Here is a 15,613-nt window from a genome sequence, read left to right as displayed (position 1 = left end):
CGCTGTAGCGGTCGGGTAGCACCGTCAACGGGCGCGTAGAGGCGCGGACAGCGTGTTACAGCGACAGGCCGGACCGCAACAGGTAACAGGTGCGCGGGCGTCAGGTGCTGGGCGAGTCGAGCCGCAGCAACCACTCGTCAGGGAAGAGAACGCGCGGGATCAGCATCGAGTGTCGGCTGACCCGATCCTTCGCGATGATGAGGTCCCGCCCCACTCGATGGCTTCCGATACGCCCCCACGGCAACTCCATCGCTCCGGAGGCAGTGCGCATCACGAAAGCTGTATCAGTCGCCTCGGTGGTGACTGTTGCACCAACCGGGAACGCGGCCGCGAACATTCGCCGCACGGAACGACCTGCAACGAGGGCTCCAACGAGTACTGCCAGCCCGGCAGCGGCACTGAAGGCGCCCAGCAACCAGCCGCCGAGGAGTCCGAACACCGGCGCGATGACGAGGACCAGGAGGAGACCCGGCAGGCCAGGGCCGACCCAAGTTCGCCGGACGGCGGCGCCCAACAGATCGTCGTACGCGGCCTGCGTCACCGTCCAGGTCACCTGCTGCATGGGCGACAACGTACGGCCACGAGGATTCAGGAATCCGCGCGGTCAGGCGGTGGCGCGGTGCAGCGACACGATGCCGCCGCTCAGGTTGCGCCACTCGGGCGCGTTCCAGCCGGCGGCGCTGATCAGGTCGGCCAGCCCGCGCTGGTCGGGCCAGGCGCGGATGGACTCGGCGAGGTAGACGTAGGCGTCGGGCGCGGAGGACACCGCGGTGGCGACGGCCGGGAGGGCCTTCATGAGGTACTCGAGGTAGACGGTGCGCCACGGGGCCCATGTCGGGTGGCTGAACTCGCACACCACGAGGCGGCCGCCGGGCTTGGTGACCCGGCGCAGCTCGGCCAGACCGGCCCGGGGGTCGACGATGTTGCGCAGGCCGAACGAGATGGTCACCGCGTCGAAGGTGGCGTCGCGGAACGGCAGCTTCGTGCCGTCGCCGGCGGTGAAGGGCAGGTGCGGGAACTGCTTCTTGCCCACCTGCAGCATCCCGATCGAGAAGTCGCACGGTACGACGGTCGCGCCCGCGTCGCGGAACGGCTGGCTGGACGTACCGGTGCCGGCCGCGAGGTCGAGCACCATGTCGCCGTACGCCGGATCGACGGCGTCCAGCACTTCCTTGCGCCAGCGGCGGTCCTGGCCGAAGGAGAGGATGTCGTTGGTCAGGTCATAGCGCCGCGCGACGGTGTCGAACATCCGTCGGACATCGGCGGGCTGCTTGTCGAGCTCTGCGCGGGCCACCGCGGAAGCGTACCTACGCACGCATTACCCACTGATCGGCGGGTGAGCAAAAGTCGTTCGCAACCAACTGGCCTTCCGTGGCGTCTCCCTAGGCATGAAGACCAAGACGCGCGTCGCTCGCCGGATCAGCCTCATCACGCTGGTGGCCGCCCTGTGCTCCGTACTGGCGTACGGCGTCGGCTGGGCCGTCCAGAAGGACACCCTGCCGTGGGAGAGCGGCCCGCAGGCCGCGGGCGCGTCCCTGGGCGAGGACGACGAGATGCCCGGTGAGATGCCGGGCGACGGCGCAGGCAACGACGACCCCGTCGACGACGCAACCGACGTGCCGGCCGACCCGACCGAAGACCCGACCGACGACCCGACCGATGCGACGGACGACCCGACGCCGAGCACGGATCCCCAGCCCACCAAGGATCCCGGTCCCCCGCCCGCCGGACCGGCGCTGCTCTCCCCCGGTGACCGCGGCCCCGACGTCCGCGACCTCCAGGCGCGGCTGAAGCAGATCGACTGGTTCAGCGGAGATGTCACCGACAACTACGGCGACCTCACGACGAAGGCGGTCCGCGGCTTCCAGGCCAAGCGCGGGTTCGAGGTGACCGGCGAGGTCGACAAGCGCACCCTCGACCGACTGCACGCGATGACCCGCGTGCCGACCAGGGCGGAGCTCACCAACCAGCCGCCCCCGGGCAACGGGGGCAACAAGCCGGGCGCGCTCGACCCGCGCTGCAAGACCGGCCGCGTGATGTGTGTCGACAAGAGCAGCCGGACCCTGCGCTGGGTCGTGAACGGCCAGGTCCGCAAGACCGTCGACGTCCGGTTCGGCTCGGCCGAGCTGCCGACCCGCGAGGGCGCGTTCCACGTGACCCGCAAGAGCCCCAACCACGTGTCGAGCCTCTATCACACGCCGATGCCGTTCGCGATGTTCTTCTCGGACGGCCAGGCCGTGCACTACTCGCCGGACTTCGCAGCCAACGGCTACAACGGCGCATCGCACGGATGTGTGAACGTGCGGGATCGCGACGCCGTGGCGTGGCTGTTCGACCAGGTCGCCGTGGGCGACAAGGTCATCGTCTACTGGAGCTGACCGGGAGGGTCAGCCCTCGGTCTTCTCGAGGAGTACGTCGACGTAGTGGACGTACTCCTCCGGGTCCAGCCCGTTGCTGACGACGTCGAAGGTCACGCCGTCGGCCTGCACGTGGCACCCGATCTGGTAGTTGGCGCCGGTCAGCTCCTCGCCCGTCGGGACCCCCGTCGTCGGGTCGACCGACTCGACCCACTGCACGGCGCACGGGTGGCCGCCGAGCTTCTTGAGCTCGTAGTGGGCGCCGTTCTGGTTGTTCTCGAACGGGCCCTGCGGGAGCACCGGGCCGGCCGGCCCCGGGACCACGGTGACGATGATCTCGGCCGACCTGGTCTGGCCGGTGGGGTCGTTGAGCGCCGCCAGGCTCGCGTCGATGTCACGGTAGTAGCGCATGTCGGCATCGCCGTACACGTCGGTGAGGTTGGCGATCGCCTTCTTCTCCGCCTCCCCGAACGCCTTCGCGATGTCGTTGGCGTCGGTCACGTCCTCGGGCGAGTCGGCCTTGAAGTCCTCGGGCGTCGATTCGGAGAGCGAGATGAACCGGTCATCGAGGCGGTCGGGCAGCGCCGGCAGCTCGGCTGCGCTGGCGCCGGGGTCCTCGACGAGCTCCGGCAGGCCCACGCCGAAACCGACGGCACCGGCAAGAAGGACGACTCCGGTGGCGGCACCGGCAAGGGACGAACGTGCGATCGGCATCGGGCCATCATGCCCGGTCCACCTGAGAGTCCCGGACCCTGCCTACAGGTCGGAACCGTCGGGCAACCGGACGTAGTCGAGACCCCGCGCCCCGAGCAGGCGGCCGAACTGGCCGTCGATGATGCCGAGGCCCTCGCCGGAGTAGATCCGGTCGTGGATCGCCACGTTGCGCGCGGCGCCCACGGATCGGGCGAAGTCGACACCCTCGCTGGCCCGCATCCAGGGCGCACACACCGGCGCCAGGAGTACGTCGACCGGGAGGCCCGGCACGGTCAGGGCATCGCCGGGGTGGAACACGGTCTGGTCACCCACCGTCAGGACGTACCCGCTGTTGTGGAACCGCGGCAGGTCCGGGTGGATCACGGCGTGCAGCTCGCCGATCGCGCGGACGCCGATGCTGCCGACCTGCCAGCTCTCGTCGGGTGCCACGACCGTCACGCGCTCGGCGACGTCGGGTGCCGTGTCGCGGATCTGCGCGGCGACGGCAGCGATCGTGTAGATGGGCGCGTCGGTCGCGCGCAGGTGCTCGGGGTCGTAGTGATCGGGGTGCTCATGCGTGATCAGCACGGCGTCGACCCCGTCGACCGCCTCGCGCTGGGTCCAGACACCCGGGTCCAGCAACACGGTGGTGCCCTCGGACTCGATTCGTACGGCGGCGTGCCCGAACTTCGTCAGTCGCATGGCGCCAACGCTATCCGGTCTGGTGGTGCACGAAGCACCACCGCCAGTCCTCGCCCGGCTCGATCGAGCGCATCACCGGGTGCTGCTCCGCACGGAAGTGCGCGGTGGCGTGGCGGCCGGGCGAGGAGTCACAGCAGCCCACCTGCCCGCAGGACAGGCACATCCGCAGCGCGACCCAGCGCTCACCTTCGGCGACGCAGGCCGGGCAGGCGAGCTCGGCCGGCGGGTCGAGGAGGGGCAGCGATGCGAGGTGCTCGCACCCGTCGGCACGGCTGACGGTCGTCGTGCTCCGGAGCTCGGCGCGTTCGGCCTCCGCAGCGTCCAGCATCGATTCCTCGACGTCGAGCATGGCGAGCACCTCGCTGACGATCTCCGACGGGACAGTGCCCGTCGAGCGGATCTCCAGCACCCGTCGGCGTTCGGCGTCGATCATCTCCCCGCGCCAACGGGCGTAGAGGTCGCTCGGGCTCTCCTCGCCCTCGGTGGTGCCGAGGCGTTCCCACGCGGCGAAGTTGCGCTGCTCGATGCGCTGGATGATCAGGTCCCTGACCCGGTGGGGGTCGCTGCAGTCCTCGGCCAGCTCGTCGAGCTTGTGGAAGCCGGCCTTCGCTGCCTGCTGCAGCAGCGTCGCGCGGGCGAGGGCGTCGTCGTGCGGGTCGGGCGAGGGGACGCGCAGCCGGCGGGCGACCCACGGCAGGGTCAGGCCCTGGCCGAGCAGGGTGCCGGCCACCACGGCGAACGCGACGATCAGCAGCACCTCGCGGTGCTCGGTGTTCTCCGGGACGGTGAAGGCCGCGGCGAGCGTGACCACACCACGCATGCCGGCCCAGCCGATGAGGAACGAGTACCGCCAGCTGGCCCGCTCGCCCGTCACGGGGTCAGGACCGGGACGGATCAGCAGGAAGCGGGAGACGAAGACCCAGACCATGCGGAGCACGACGACCGCGACCAGCGTGGCGGCGCAGGCGGTCGCGATGGTGCCGACCCCGAACTCGCTCTCCTCGACCTCGGCGAGCAGCCAGTCGGCCTGCAGGCCGATCAGCAGGAAGACCGTGTTCTCGAGGACGTAGGCGATGGTGCGCCAGTTGGTGCGCTCCGCGATCCGCGACTGGGCGGTCTGCAGGATCGGGGCGACGTGTCCGAGCAGGAGACCGGCGACGACGACTGCGACCACACCGGAGGCGTGGATCTCCTCAGCGAGGATGTACGACGCGAACGGGATCACCAGCGAGATGGCGGTGTCCATCAGCGGGTCGGTGATCTTCTTGCGGAGGAAGCCGACCACGAGGAAGGCAAGGACGCCGACGACGAGGCCGCCACCGGCCGCGCGCACGAAGTCGAACCCGACCTCCCACACCGTCACGGTCGCGCCGATGGCCAGCACCGCGGTCCGCAGCGCGACCAGCGCGGTCGCGTCGTTGAGCAGGGACTCGCCCTCGAGGATGGTGACCACCCGTCGTGGCAGCCCGATCCGGCGACCGATCGCGGTCGCGGCAACGGCGTCCGGCGGCGCGACGACAGCACCGATCGCCAGCGCGAGCGGCCACTGGATCTCGGGGATGACGGTCCGGACCACCACGGCGACGCCCACGGTCGTGAAGGCGACCAGCCCTACGGAGAGCAACAGGATCGGGCGCCGGTTGGCGTTGAAGTCCACGAGCGAGGTGTTGACGGCCGCGGAGTAGAGCAGGGGTGGCAGCAGTCCGAGCAGCACCACCTCGGGCTCGAGGCGCAGCTCGGGCACGCCCGGGACGTACGACGCCGCGACGCCCACCACGACCAGGGTCAGCGGGGCGGGGATCTCGACGCGTTCGGAGATCGCGGTGACGGTCAGGACGACCACCGCGATGGCAACGAGCAGGAGTGCGATGTCCATGGCTACCGCTCCTCGGGGGTGGTGGCGAGGGCGCGGATCTGGAGGTCCAGGTCGCGCCGACCGACGCGACTGATCGTGGCCTCGATGACCTCGATGCCGCCATTGGGGCTGGCGAGCGCGTGCTCGAGTTCGGGGCGCGACGCGACGCGCAGGTGCGGGATCCGGGCGGCCGCGCACAGGCTGCCCAGGTCCATCCCGTGCGGCGTCCCGAAGAGCCGCTCGAAGGACGCGGCGTGGGCAGGCGCACCCTGTTCGAGCATCGAGAAGATCGCACCGCCGTCGTCGTTGGCGACCACGATCGTCAGGTCGGGCCGTGGTTCGTCGGGGCCGAGCACGAACGCCGTCTGGTCGTGCAGGAACGTCAGGTCCCCCATCAGTGCGAGGTTCCGTGGTCTCGAGACGGTCGCAGAGCGACCTCCTCGACCAACGAGCGAGCGACCGAGGGCAGCGCCGATCGACGTGCTGATCGTGCCGTCGATGCCCGCGAGGCCCCGGTTGGCGATCACCTTGCGGCGGGTGCCGACGGCCGGCGGGCGCGCCATCAGGTCCAGGTCGCGCACCGGGCTCGACGCGCCGACGACGAGCAGCCCGGCCGCGGGGAGGGCAGCGAACGTGGCCCCCGCGACGTCGTACGGCGTCAGGGTGGGCTGGTCCGCGAGCAACCGGTCGATCCGGCGACCCAGCGCGCGATCGGCCTGCTTCCAGGCATCGAACCAGGCCGGGTCGTCCACCTCGTCCTCAGTCCAGCGCGGCGCGAAGATCGCCGTCGAGCCCTCCGGCTTCGGCGGCCAGATGCCGCGGCCGGGCACCACGAGCACCTCGACATCGGGACGCTCGAGAAGACGGGTGACGGGGCGGGACAGGGTCGGGCGACCGAAGACCACGACCCGCTCGATGCGCGCGCCGAGGTCCGTGCCGACGAGCAGGCGGTAGGTGCGCAGGGCGTTCTCGCCGGTGCGGGCGCCGCTGGTCGGCTCGGCCAGCAACGGCCAGCCGGCAGCCTCGGCCAGCTGGCGGGCCGGCGGTCCCGAGTCGTCGCCGGCCACCACGACCGTGCGGGGGCCGCGGGGCAGGGCAGTGGGTTCGAGGCTCGCCGCTGGCACGCCTGGCACCTCAACCCCCGGCTGCCGTGCCATCGGCCCGCTGGTCGAGGTGCGAGCGTCAGCGAGCCTCGCAACCCGGGGCACGTCAGGAACGAGGGGGGCGTCGAGCTGCAGGTTCACGTGGACGACGTCGTGCGGCGGCGCGGCGACCGCGTCCAGTGCGGCGACGGTCGCGACGTCGTACGACGCCAGGAGGGGACCGAAGATGCCGGTCTGTTCGGTGGTCTGGTTGGCACCGGTGCCGCGCAGTCGTGCGGGGCGGTCGGCGGAGACCACGATCAGGCCGACGCCTGCGTGGACTCCCTCGAGGACCGCCGGGTGCAGGTTGGCGACGGCCGTTCCCGACGTGGTCAGCACCGCTGCGCGCGAGCCGCCCTTGGTCAGCCCGAGGGCCAGGAAGCCGGCCGTCCGTTCGTCGATGCGGGTGTGCAGGCGGGCTCCACCAGCCTGCGCGGACGCCCACAACGCCATCGACAACGGGGCATTGCGCGATCCCGGCGCGACGACGACGTCGGTGACCCCGGCCCGAGCGAGCCAGGCCACCAGCGCGTCCGCCAGGTCGGCGGCGCTGTCAGCAGCGCTCTCGGCAGAGGTCGGGGAGCTCATGATCGACGATCCTCCCGCAGCTCGCGCACCGCGGCGAGCCGGGCCTCCCAGTGCTCGACACGATCCGGGGCGGCGCCCAGCGCCGTCAGCTGTCGTACGTCGACCGTGGGCCGGAGCACGGGCAGGGCTCCGTCGACGGGGAGCAGGGGGTGGGCGACGACGTCCGAGGTGAGCAGCTGCACCGTGGCCAGCCCGCAGGCGTACGGCAGGTCGGGCAGGGAGGCGGCGAGCGCGACGCCGGCGGCGATGCCGACCGAGGTCTCGAGCGCGGACGACACCACGACCGGGAGGCCGATCCGTTCGGCGATCTCCAGGCAGGCGCGTACCCCGCCGAGCGGCTGCACCTTGAGCACGGCGATGTCGGCGGCCTCGAGGTCCCGCACCCGATAGGGGTCCTCGGCGCGACGGATCGACTCGTCGGCGGCGATCGGGACGTCCACCCGCCGGCGCACCCGGGCGAGGTCCTCGACGGACGCGGTCGGTTGTTCGGCGTACTCCAGGCCACCGGCGGCGCGATCGAGACGCCCGATGGCGAGCACGGCCTCGTCGACGGACCAGGCGCCGTTGGCGTCGACCCGGATCCGCCCGTCGGGACCCAGCGCGTCCCGCACCGCTTCGACCCGGGCCTCGTCGTCGGCAAGGGTCTGGCCGGGCTCGGCCACCTTCACCTTGGCCGTCCGGCAACCGCCGTCGAGCACGATGGCGTGCGCGCGCTCGGGACCGACCGCGGGGACGGTGACGTTGACCGGGACGAAGGTGCGCAGCGGGGCCGGCCAGTCACCGGCCGCCGACTCCTCGGCGCAGCGGAGCCAGGCCTCGGCCACGTCGGGCGGGTACTCCAGGAACGGGCTCCACTCGCCCCAGCCGCCGGGTCCACGCAGCAGTGCCACCTCGCGCACCGTGATGCCGCGGAAGCGGGTGCGCATCGGGATCGCGACGATCTTCACGGTGCAACCTCCTCGACCAGCGAGAGGAGTCCCTGGCGGTCGGGCTTGCCGTTCGGCAGCAGCGGGATCTCATCGAGGACGACGAACTGGCGGGGTGCCCAGGCGCGGGGGTGGGTCTCGGCGACCCAGTCGCGGAGGGTGGTCTGGAGGTCTCGAGACGGTCGCTGCGCGACCTCCTCGACCAACGAGCGAGACGGTCGCTGCGCGACCTCCTCGACCAACGAGAGAAAAGCGACGACGCGGTTGCCCCACTCCGGGTCCGGTACGCCGAGCACCTCGGCCTCAGCGACCGAGGGGTGGGCCAGCAACCGCTCGGCGACGGCGGGGCCCGGCACGTTCAGCCCGCCGCTGACGATCACGTCGTCGATCCGGCCGATCACGACCAGGCGTCCGTCCTCGTCGATGCGGCCGGCGTCGGAGGTGAGGAACCACCCGTCGACGAGCGTCTCGCGGGTGAGGTCGGGCTGGTCGACGTACCTGGTGAACAGGGTGGGGCCGGCGATCCGGATCCGGCCACCCTCGCCGAGCGCGATCGCGACGCCGTCGAGGGGCAGGCCGTCGTACACGCAGCCGCCGGCGGTCTCGGCGGAGCCGTAGGTGGCGACGACGTGGACGCCGGCCGCGGCGGCCCGGGCGCGCAGCGCGGGTCCGATCGGTCCGCCGCCGAGGAGCACGGTGTGCGCACGGCGCAGGGCGGACAGGTCATCGGGGGTGTCGAGCATCCGGGTCAGCTGGGTGGGGACGAGGGACACGAACCAGCCCGACCCCTCCGGCCAGCCCGCCTCCCCCAGGAGCACCGGGTCGTGGCCGGCCACCAGCGACCGCGCGACGACCTGCACCCCGGCGACGAAGGTCGGCGGCACGGCGAGGACCCAGGGACCGGTGGCGCCCAGCCGCGCGGCGGACGCGTGGACGGAGGCCAGCAGTGCTTCGCGGGTGAGCAGGACGCGCTTGGGAACGCCCGTGGAACCGGACGTCTCGACCACCAGGGCACGTGTGGAGGTGTCGCCCTCGAAGAGCCACGAGCGCAGGCCGGCGACCACCTCGTCGGGGTTGCCGCGCACCGTCCAGAAATCCACCTGACAGACGCTAGCGGTGCGGGCGAGTATGGGCGCGATGAGCACACCTGTCCCGGACACAGGATCGGGCACGTCCGGCGTCTTCCGTCGCCTGATCCCGCCCACTCCCCTGTCGCGCCGCCTCGCCCTGCAATCGATGCTGTTCTCCACCGGCGACGGTGCGTTCAACACCGGTAGCGCGGTGTTCCTCACGCAGGTGGTCGGGATGTCGGCGGGCAAGGTCGGACTGGCCCTCACCATCGCCGGGATCGCGGAATTCCTCTTCGCCTATCCCGCCGGTCGCGTCGTCGACCGGTTCGGCCCGAAGCGGGTGTGGGTGATCTCGACGGTGTTCCGGGTGGCGTGCTTCTGCGTGCTGCCGTTCGTCGGGTCCTTCTGGGAGTACGTCGCCCTGGCGGTCGCCTTCGCGCTGTTCGACTCCGCGGGCCACTCCTCCCACCACGCCTACGTCCTCGACGTCCTCCCCACCAAGGAGCGGGTCGAGACGCAGGCCTACATGTACTCCGCGCTCAACGTCGGCTTCACCCTCGGCGCGATCATCGGTGGCGTCGCCCTGGCCTTCGACAGCCTGGAGGTGATCCGCTGGACCCCGCTGTTCGCGGCCGCGCTGCTGCTGGCGAACGCGTTCTGGATCAGTCGACTCCCCGACGCACCGCACGACCTGCGGGTGGCCAGCGGCGAGACCCGGGTGAAGCCGATCGGACCGGGTCCGATGCGCAACCGGGGCTGGATGCTGGTGTCGTTCTTCCTCGGCACGCTGTGGACCAACCAGGTGCTGCTCAACATCGTGATCCCGCTGTGGCTGGTCGAGGCCACCGACGCACCGCACGTGCTGCTGGCGTGGCTGTTCGGCACCAACACGGTGCTCTGCATCTTCCTGCCGGCGTACACGTCGAAGGGGGTGCGGACCCTGGAGGACGGGCTGCGCTACATCTGGATCAGCTCGGGCTTCTTCGTGGTCTCGTGCGTGATCACGATGGTCACGCACTCGACGGTCGGGCTGATCACGGTGCTGCTGGTGTGGCTCGGGCACGTGACGGTGACCGGCGCCGAGCTCGCCGTCTCCGGTGCCAGCTGGTCGTTCCAGGCCGAGCTGATGGACCCGAAGCGGCGCGGGGAGTACCAGGGCGTCAACGACATCTTCGGCGCGCTCGGCTCGAAGTGGGCGCCGGCCCTCTACACATTCCTGGCCCTCTCCTGGGGCGCGGAGGGCTGGCTGGTGATCGCGGCGATCATCGTGCTCGCGTCGCTCGGGATGGGCCCGTCGGTGCGGATGGCCCAGGGCTTCGCCCAGCGGAACTTCCCGCCCGAGGAGGAGACCGTGCCGGACGCAGCACTCACGCCGGATCCGGCCTGAGCATCTCCCTGACCCGGAGCAGCACCTTGCGGGTGGTCTCCAGGTCGGCCGCGCCGAACTCGTCACGCAGGATGTCCTCCACCTCCATGATGTGGTTGAAGCCCTCCTGCGCGACCTTCTTCCCGTACTCGGAATAGCGAACGAGCTTCGCCCGCCGGTCCGTCGGGTCCTCGACCATCTCCAGGATCCCGAGACGGACCATGTCGCGGACCACCTCGCCCATCGACTGGCGGGTGATACCGACGCGCTGCGCCATGTCGGCAGCGCGCGAGCCTTCGGGGCCCAGCGTGGCGAAGACCGCGTTGTGGGAGCCGCCGATCTCCGTGAACCCGGCACGGTGCGCGTGGGCCAGCATGTCGTAGCTCAGCGCCCGCGCCGCCTTCTCGGTGAGCGCGATGAAGGGTTCGAAATCCGGACGGACCAGTTCGCTTGACATTTGACAGGTTGCCTTCCATTATCTGACAGGTAACCTTACTTTATCAGGAGTTGTCATGGATGCACGAACGATCCACTCCCAGGTCGCCCGGCTCTTCCGCCCCCTGTACGCCGGCGGCACCCGCACGGTGCGCGCCGCCGTCGAGCAGGAGTTCTTCGCGGTCGACTTCTTCAACGGCAGCAGCGTCGATCCGACGCGCGTCCGGGACGCGGTCGCTGGACGTCCCTACGCCCCCTGGGTCAGCTTCGAGCCCGGCGGACAGGTCGAGCTCAGCCTTCCCGTCGCACCGTCCGCGGCGGCGGCCGGACGCCACCTCGTCGAGGTGACCCAGGCACTCGCCGCGGACCTGCTCGGCTCCGGGATCGTCCTGTACGCCCAGCCGGTGCGGGCCTGCGAGCCCACCACCTCCCGGTTCCTGCGTTCGCCGCGGTACGACGCCATGGAGCGCCACTTCGACACGATCGGCCCCGCGGGACGCCGGATGATGCGCCACACCACCTCGACCCAGGTGTGCCTCGACTGGTGGCCGGGCCGCGCCGGCCTCGAGCAGTGGCGACTCCTGCTCCTCGCCGGCCCGTTCCTTGCCGCCGCGACCGCACGCAGCACCGGCCCCACCGGCCGGCTCACGACGTGGCTGGCCGCCGACCCGGACCGCACAGCGTTCGACGACCGGCTCCTGCGCGGCGACCCGGTGGCGGCGTACTCCTCGTTCGCGACCAGCGCCATGGACTTCCTCGGCGAAGGCGTCGAGGCACATCTGTCCACGCTCTTCCCTCCGGTGCGGCCGCGCGGCAGCTACCTGGAGGTCCGGTTCCCGGACGCCCAGCGCGCCGAGGACGTCGGGGAGCTGGCCGAGGGCCTCGCCGCTCTGCTGTACGACGACGAGCGCCGCCGTACCGCCCTCGCCTCCCTGGCGGGCGAACAGTCCCGGCTCGCCGAGCACTGGGCGGCTGCGGCCGCCGGGACCGGCGACGCAGAGCGCGGCCTGGCCCTCCTCGGCTCGCGTCGGGCGATGGAGGTGGCGGCATGAACGTCCTGGTCGTCACCGACCCGGTGGCCGACATCGACCCCACCATCGACGCGACGGTCGGCCTGGTGGCGGCACTGCAGCGCCTCGAGGTCCCGGTCTGGATCAGCACACCCGCGGACCTGTCCGTGGTCGACGGTCGCGTGCGGACGCTGGCCGCGCGCGTCGTGCTCGCCCCGCGCACGCGGGGCCGGGACCACCGCTGGATCGTGGAGCGCGACTGGTTCCACGTCGTCGAGCGGACCCGGTTCGACGTCGCGGAGCGGATGGACCTAGTGCTGCTGCGCATCGACCCGCCCGTCGATGCGCGCTACCTGCACACGACGTACCTCCTCGACCTCGTCGAGGCGGCCGGCACCCGCGTGACCAACCGGCCCGAGGGAGTGCGCGCCCTGCACGAGAAGGCCGTCGCCCTGCGCTTCCCCGAGCTCTGCCCGACCACACTGGTCACCACCGAACCCGCGGAAGTGCGGCGGTTCGTGGCCGACCACGGGGCGGCGGTCATCAAGCCCGTGGACGGCTTCGCCGGCCACGACGTGTGGCTGCTGCACGACGACGGAGCAACACGGGCGCTCGCGGAGTCGGCCACCGCGGGCGGGACCCGGCACGTGATCATGCAGGAGTACCTCGCTCGCGTGGAGGCCGGCAACAAGCGCCTGTTCCTGCTCGACGGGGAGATCGCCGGCGCGGTGCTGCGGCGCCCCGACAACGACGACTTCCGGATCGGCATGCCGTGCGCACCCGCCGAGGTCGACGACGCGGATCGCCACATCGCCCACGCCCTCGCTCCCCTGCTGCGCCAGCACGGCATCGCCCTGGCCGGGCTCGACGTCATCGACGGCCGGCTGATCGAGGTCAACGTCACCTGTCCCGGCGGGATGGCCAAGACCGACGCCCTGCTCGGCACCGACCTCTCCGGCGCGATCGTGCGCCGGCTGCTCGACCTCGACGAGACCCACCCCTCCTCCCCTTCCGACCTGAAAGTGATGGCCACCCGATGAGCACGATCGTGATCACCTGCATCGCCCTGATGGGCATCCTGCTGTTCCTCCTCGGCGCCAACGTGACCCGGCACCGGGCGATCCGCGGCGACAAGGGACCGCAGATGCCGACCGACCCCGCCGACCGCCTGCTCATTGCGCAGCGCGCACACGGCAACGCGGCGGAGTACGTGCCGACCCTCGTCGTCCTGCTCGTCGTCTGCTCGACGCTGACCGACGGCTGGTGGCTCGACGCCCTGGCGATCGTGGCCGCCGCCGCCCGGTTCACCCACGCCTACGGCATGCTCCGCGCCACGACGCTCGCGGCCCACGGCCCGGTCCGTGACTCGGGCGCGATGTTCACCTACCTCTCCGGCGTCGCCCTCGGGGTGACGGCCCTGGTCGCGATGTGACCCGATGAGACGGTCCACGGCGGGACGGCCCGTGATCGGCATCGCCGGCCACGGGTACGACGTCCCGAGGCCCTTCGGGACCCTCCCCGTGTACGGCGCCCCGCAGTCCTACGCGACGGCGATCCGCGCGAGCGGAGGGCTGCCGGTCGTGGTGCCGCCGGGCGCCGGCATCGACCTGCTCGGCGTGCTCGACGCCCTGGTCCTCACGGGCGGTGGCGACATCGATCCCGCCCGCTACGGCGGCGTGCCGGGGGCGGCGCGCGACGTGGACGCCGGGCGGGACGAGGAGGAGATCGACCTGGTCCGGGCGGCCGCCGTCGACGAAGTCCCGGTGCTCGGCGTCTGCCGCGGCCTGCAGGTCCTCGTCGTCGCGTTCAGCGGGACGCTGCGCACCGACGTGGACCACGATCATCCCGCGACGGGGCACGCTGTCACGACCGCACCCGGTTCGATCGTGGGCACCCTGATCGGCGCGGCCTCGACGACCAGCGCGCTGCACCACCAGGCAGTGGAGGATCCGGGACCGACGTGGGTCCCCACGGCCTGGGCGGGCGACGGGGTGATCGAGGCCGTCGAGCCCCGGCACCCGGGCTGGCCGGTGCTCGGCGTGCAGTGGCACCCCGAGCTCACCTGGAACGAATGGCCGCACGACCCGACCGGCCCGGCAATCTTCGGGTGGTTGGTCGCCGCGGCAGAAAAACGTTCGACACGGAGCCCGGTCGCGTCGTAAAATCGTCTTGATGTCAAGACAAGTCTCGGAACGCCTCCTGCGTCTCGCCGGCCCGACTTCCCTGGTCCGCCGGCTCTCGGCCCAATCGGTCCTCTCGGCATTCGGAGACGGCGTCTTCCTCACCGGCAGCGCCGTCTTCTTCACCCAGATCGTGGGCCTCAGCGCCGCGCAGGTCGGCCTCGGGCTGACCGTCGCCGGCGTCGTGTCGTTCTTCCTGGCCGTGCCGCTCGGCAAGCTCAGTGACCGGTACGGCGCCCGCCGGGTCTGGGCCATCGCATCGCTCATCGAGGCGCTGCTCTACGTCGCGTGGCTCGCCGTCGGCGGCCTCGCCACCTTCATCGCCATGATGATCCTGCTCGAGGCCGTGCAGGTCGGGAGCCGGGCAGCCCGCAACGCCTACCGCTTCGACATCTTCCCCCGCGAGGAACGCGTCTCGTCCAACGCCTACTTCCGGGCCGCCCGCAACGTCGGGTACACCTTCGGCGCACTGCTCGCCGGTGTCGCCCTGGCGACCAACAGCAACGACGTGATCCGCGCGGTACCGCTGATCACCGCCGGGTTGCTGCTGCTCAATGCCCTGCTCGTGTCACGACTCCCGGCCGCCGTACACGCGGCGACGGAGGAGCAGGCCGAGTCGGCGCTCGAGGCGGCCTTCGACGACGCCGGCGACAAGCAGAGTGCGCTGCGCAACCGGGGCTACCTCCTGATGTCGATCTTCGGCGGCGTGCTGGCCACGCACCAGGTCCTGCTCAACGTGGTGATCCCGCTGTGGCTGGTCGAGGAGACCGACGCACCACGCGTCCTGCTGGCCTGGCTGTTCGGCACCAACACGGTGATGGCGGTGGCCCTGCAGGTCGCTGCCGCGCGCGGCATCACGACCGTCTCCGACTCGCTGCGCGCCCAGCGCCGCGGAGCAGTGTTCTTCATGCTGTCCTGCGGGATCGTCCTGGTCACCCACGACACGATCGGCTGGGTGACCATCGCCCTGGTCTGGATCGGTCACGTCACGGTCACCGGTGCCGAGCTGTTCCAGTCGGCCGGCGAGTGGGGCCTGCAGGCCGAGCTGTCGGACCCGAACCGCCGCGGGGAGTACCAGGGCGTCAGCCAGCTGGGCCACACTGTCGGCTCGGTCTGGGCCCCGGCCGCCTACACGTTCCTCGCGATGGAGTGGGGTGCACAGGGCTGGCTGGTGATCGCCGCGATCGTGCTGGTGGCGGCCATAGCCATCCATCCGGCCTCCCGTGCAGCCGAACGGCACCTGGAGCGCTCGACCCCTGCGCCACGCCCGGCACCCGAACCTGCTTGAA

The 15,613-nt window shown here is 71.4% G+C and carries 16 protein-coding genes; 7 read left to right on the top strand and 9 right to left on the bottom strand.

Features of this window, described 5'->3' with window-relative positions; translation table 11 throughout:
* Positions 1-100: 100 nt before the first annotated feature.
* Both ACOADB_RS09995 and ACOADB_RS09990 read right to left on the bottom strand, forming a co-directional pair.
* Positions 101-562, bottom strand: a complete 462-nt coding sequence (locus ACOADB_RS09995; RefSeq protein WP_378597810.1) for a hypothetical protein — start codon at positions 560-562, stop codon at positions 101-103.
* 42 nt (positions 563-604) lie between these two features.
* Positions 605-1,294: a demethylmenaquinone methyltransferase gene (locus tag ACOADB_RS09990; RefSeq protein WP_378597809.1), complete on the bottom strand. Its 690-nt coding sequence runs from the start codon at positions 1,292-1,294 to the stop codon at positions 605-607.
* Positions 1,295-1,388: 94 nt separating this feature from the next.
* Here ACOADB_RS09990 and ACOADB_RS09985 point away from each other — a divergent pair, with 94 nt between their 5' ends.
* Positions 1,389-2,378 (top strand): L,D-transpeptidase family protein, encoded by a 990-nt coding sequence (locus ACOADB_RS09985; RefSeq protein WP_378597808.1) that lies wholly within the window; start codon positions 1,389-1,391, stop codon positions 2,376-2,378.
* 9 nt (positions 2,379-2,387) lie between these two features.
* Here the strand turns inward: ACOADB_RS09985 and ACOADB_RS09980 are convergent, their stop codons facing one another.
* From ACOADB_RS09980 to ACOADB_RS09955, 6 genes are read right to left on the bottom strand one after another with little or no spacing between them, the layout of a single operon-like run.
* Positions 2,388-3,071: a hypothetical protein gene (locus ACOADB_RS09980; RefSeq protein ID WP_378597807.1), complete on the bottom strand. Its 684-nt coding sequence runs from the start codon at positions 3,069-3,071 to the stop codon at positions 2,388-2,390.
* A gap of 42 nt (positions 3,072-3,113) precedes the next feature.
* On the bottom strand, positions 3,114-3,752 hold the full coding sequence (locus tag ACOADB_RS09975; RefSeq protein ID WP_378597806.1) for an MBL fold metallo-hydrolase: 639 nt from the start codon (positions 3,750-3,752) through the stop codon (positions 3,114-3,116).
* 10 nt (positions 3,753-3,762) lie between these two features.
* Positions 3,763-5,628 carry a Na+/H+ antiporter gene (locus tag ACOADB_RS09970; protein WP_378597805.1) on the bottom strand — a complete coding sequence of 622 codons (1,866 nt, stop codon included), beginning with the start codon at positions 5,626-5,628 and terminating at the stop codon, positions 3,763-3,765.
* 2 nt (positions 5,629-5,630) lie between these two features.
* Positions 5,631-7,337 carry a 2-succinyl-5-enolpyruvyl-6-hydroxy-3-cyclohexene-1-carboxylic-acid synthase gene (gene menD / locus ACOADB_RS09965; RefSeq protein ID WP_378597804.1) on the bottom strand — a complete coding sequence of 569 codons (1,707 nt, stop codon included), beginning with the start codon at positions 7,335-7,337 and terminating at the stop codon, positions 5,631-5,633.
* Entirely contained in the window at positions 7,334-8,284 is a 951-nt protein-coding gene (locus ACOADB_RS09960; protein ID WP_378597803.1) for an o-succinylbenzoate synthase, read from the bottom strand. The genes menD and ACOADB_RS09960 overlap by 4 nt, the downstream gene beginning before the upstream one ends.
* On the bottom strand, positions 8,281-9,363 hold the full coding sequence (locus ACOADB_RS09955) for an AMP-binding protein (protein ID WP_378597802.1): 1,083 nt from the start codon (positions 9,361-9,363) through the stop codon (positions 8,281-8,283). The genes ACOADB_RS09960 and ACOADB_RS09955 overlap by 4 nt, the downstream gene beginning before the upstream one ends.
* 37 nt (positions 9,364-9,400) lie before the next feature.
* Between ACOADB_RS09955 and ACOADB_RS09950 the strand changes: the two genes are divergently transcribed.
* Positions 9,401-10,720, top strand: a complete 1,320-nt coding sequence (locus ACOADB_RS09950; RefSeq protein WP_378597801.1) for an MFS transporter — start codon at positions 9,401-9,403, stop codon at positions 10,718-10,720.
* On the opposite strand, the gene ACOADB_RS09945 is transcribed toward ACOADB_RS09950, so the two are convergent.
* Positions 10,701-11,156: a MarR family winged helix-turn-helix transcriptional regulator gene (locus tag ACOADB_RS09945; protein WP_378597800.1), complete on the bottom strand. Its 456-nt coding sequence runs from the start codon at positions 11,154-11,156 to the stop codon at positions 10,701-10,703. The two genes, ACOADB_RS09950 and ACOADB_RS09945, sit on opposite strands and share 20 nt — an antisense overlap.
* Before the next feature lie 55 nt (positions 11,157-11,211).
* Here ACOADB_RS09945 and ACOADB_RS09940 point away from each other — a divergent pair, with 55 nt between their 5' ends.
* The 5 genes from ACOADB_RS09940 to ACOADB_RS09920 are packed head-to-tail and all read left to right on the top strand — an operon-like array spanning position 11,212 to position 15,612.
* A complete protein-coding gene (locus ACOADB_RS09940; protein WP_378597799.1) occupies positions 11,212-12,186 on the top strand; it encodes a glutamate-cysteine ligase family protein in 975 nt (324 codons plus the stop codon).
* Positions 12,183-13,184: a glutathione synthase gene (locus tag ACOADB_RS09935; protein WP_378597798.1), complete on the top strand. Its 1,002-nt coding sequence runs from the start codon at positions 12,183-12,185 to the stop codon at positions 13,182-13,184. The genes ACOADB_RS09940 and ACOADB_RS09935 overlap by 4 nt, the downstream gene beginning before the upstream one ends.
* Complete coding sequence (locus ACOADB_RS09930; RefSeq protein WP_378597797.1) at positions 13,181-13,576, top strand: MAPEG family protein; 396 nt, start codon at positions 13,181-13,183, stop codon at positions 13,574-13,576. The genes ACOADB_RS09935 and ACOADB_RS09930 overlap by 4 nt, the downstream gene beginning before the upstream one ends.
* A 4-nt stretch (positions 13,577-13,580) precedes the next feature.
* Complete coding sequence (locus ACOADB_RS09925; RefSeq protein ID WP_378597796.1) at positions 13,581-14,306, top strand: gamma-glutamyl-gamma-aminobutyrate hydrolase family protein; 726 nt, start codon at positions 13,581-13,583, stop codon at positions 14,304-14,306.
* 10 nt (positions 14,307-14,316) lie between these two features.
* On the top strand, positions 14,317-15,612 hold the full coding sequence (locus ACOADB_RS09920) for an MFS transporter (protein ID WP_378597795.1): 1,296 nt from the start codon (positions 14,317-14,319) through the stop codon (positions 15,610-15,612).
* Position 15,613 lies beyond the last annotated feature (1 nt).

It is taken from the genome of Nocardioides sp. CPCC 206348, assembly GCF_048654705.1.
Lineage (GTDB): Bacteria > Actinomycetota > Actinomycetes > Propionibacteriales > Nocardioidaceae > Nocardioides.
Note: the sequence above shows the minus strand (reverse complement) of the source record. Positions and strands in the feature narration are given on the sequence as shown.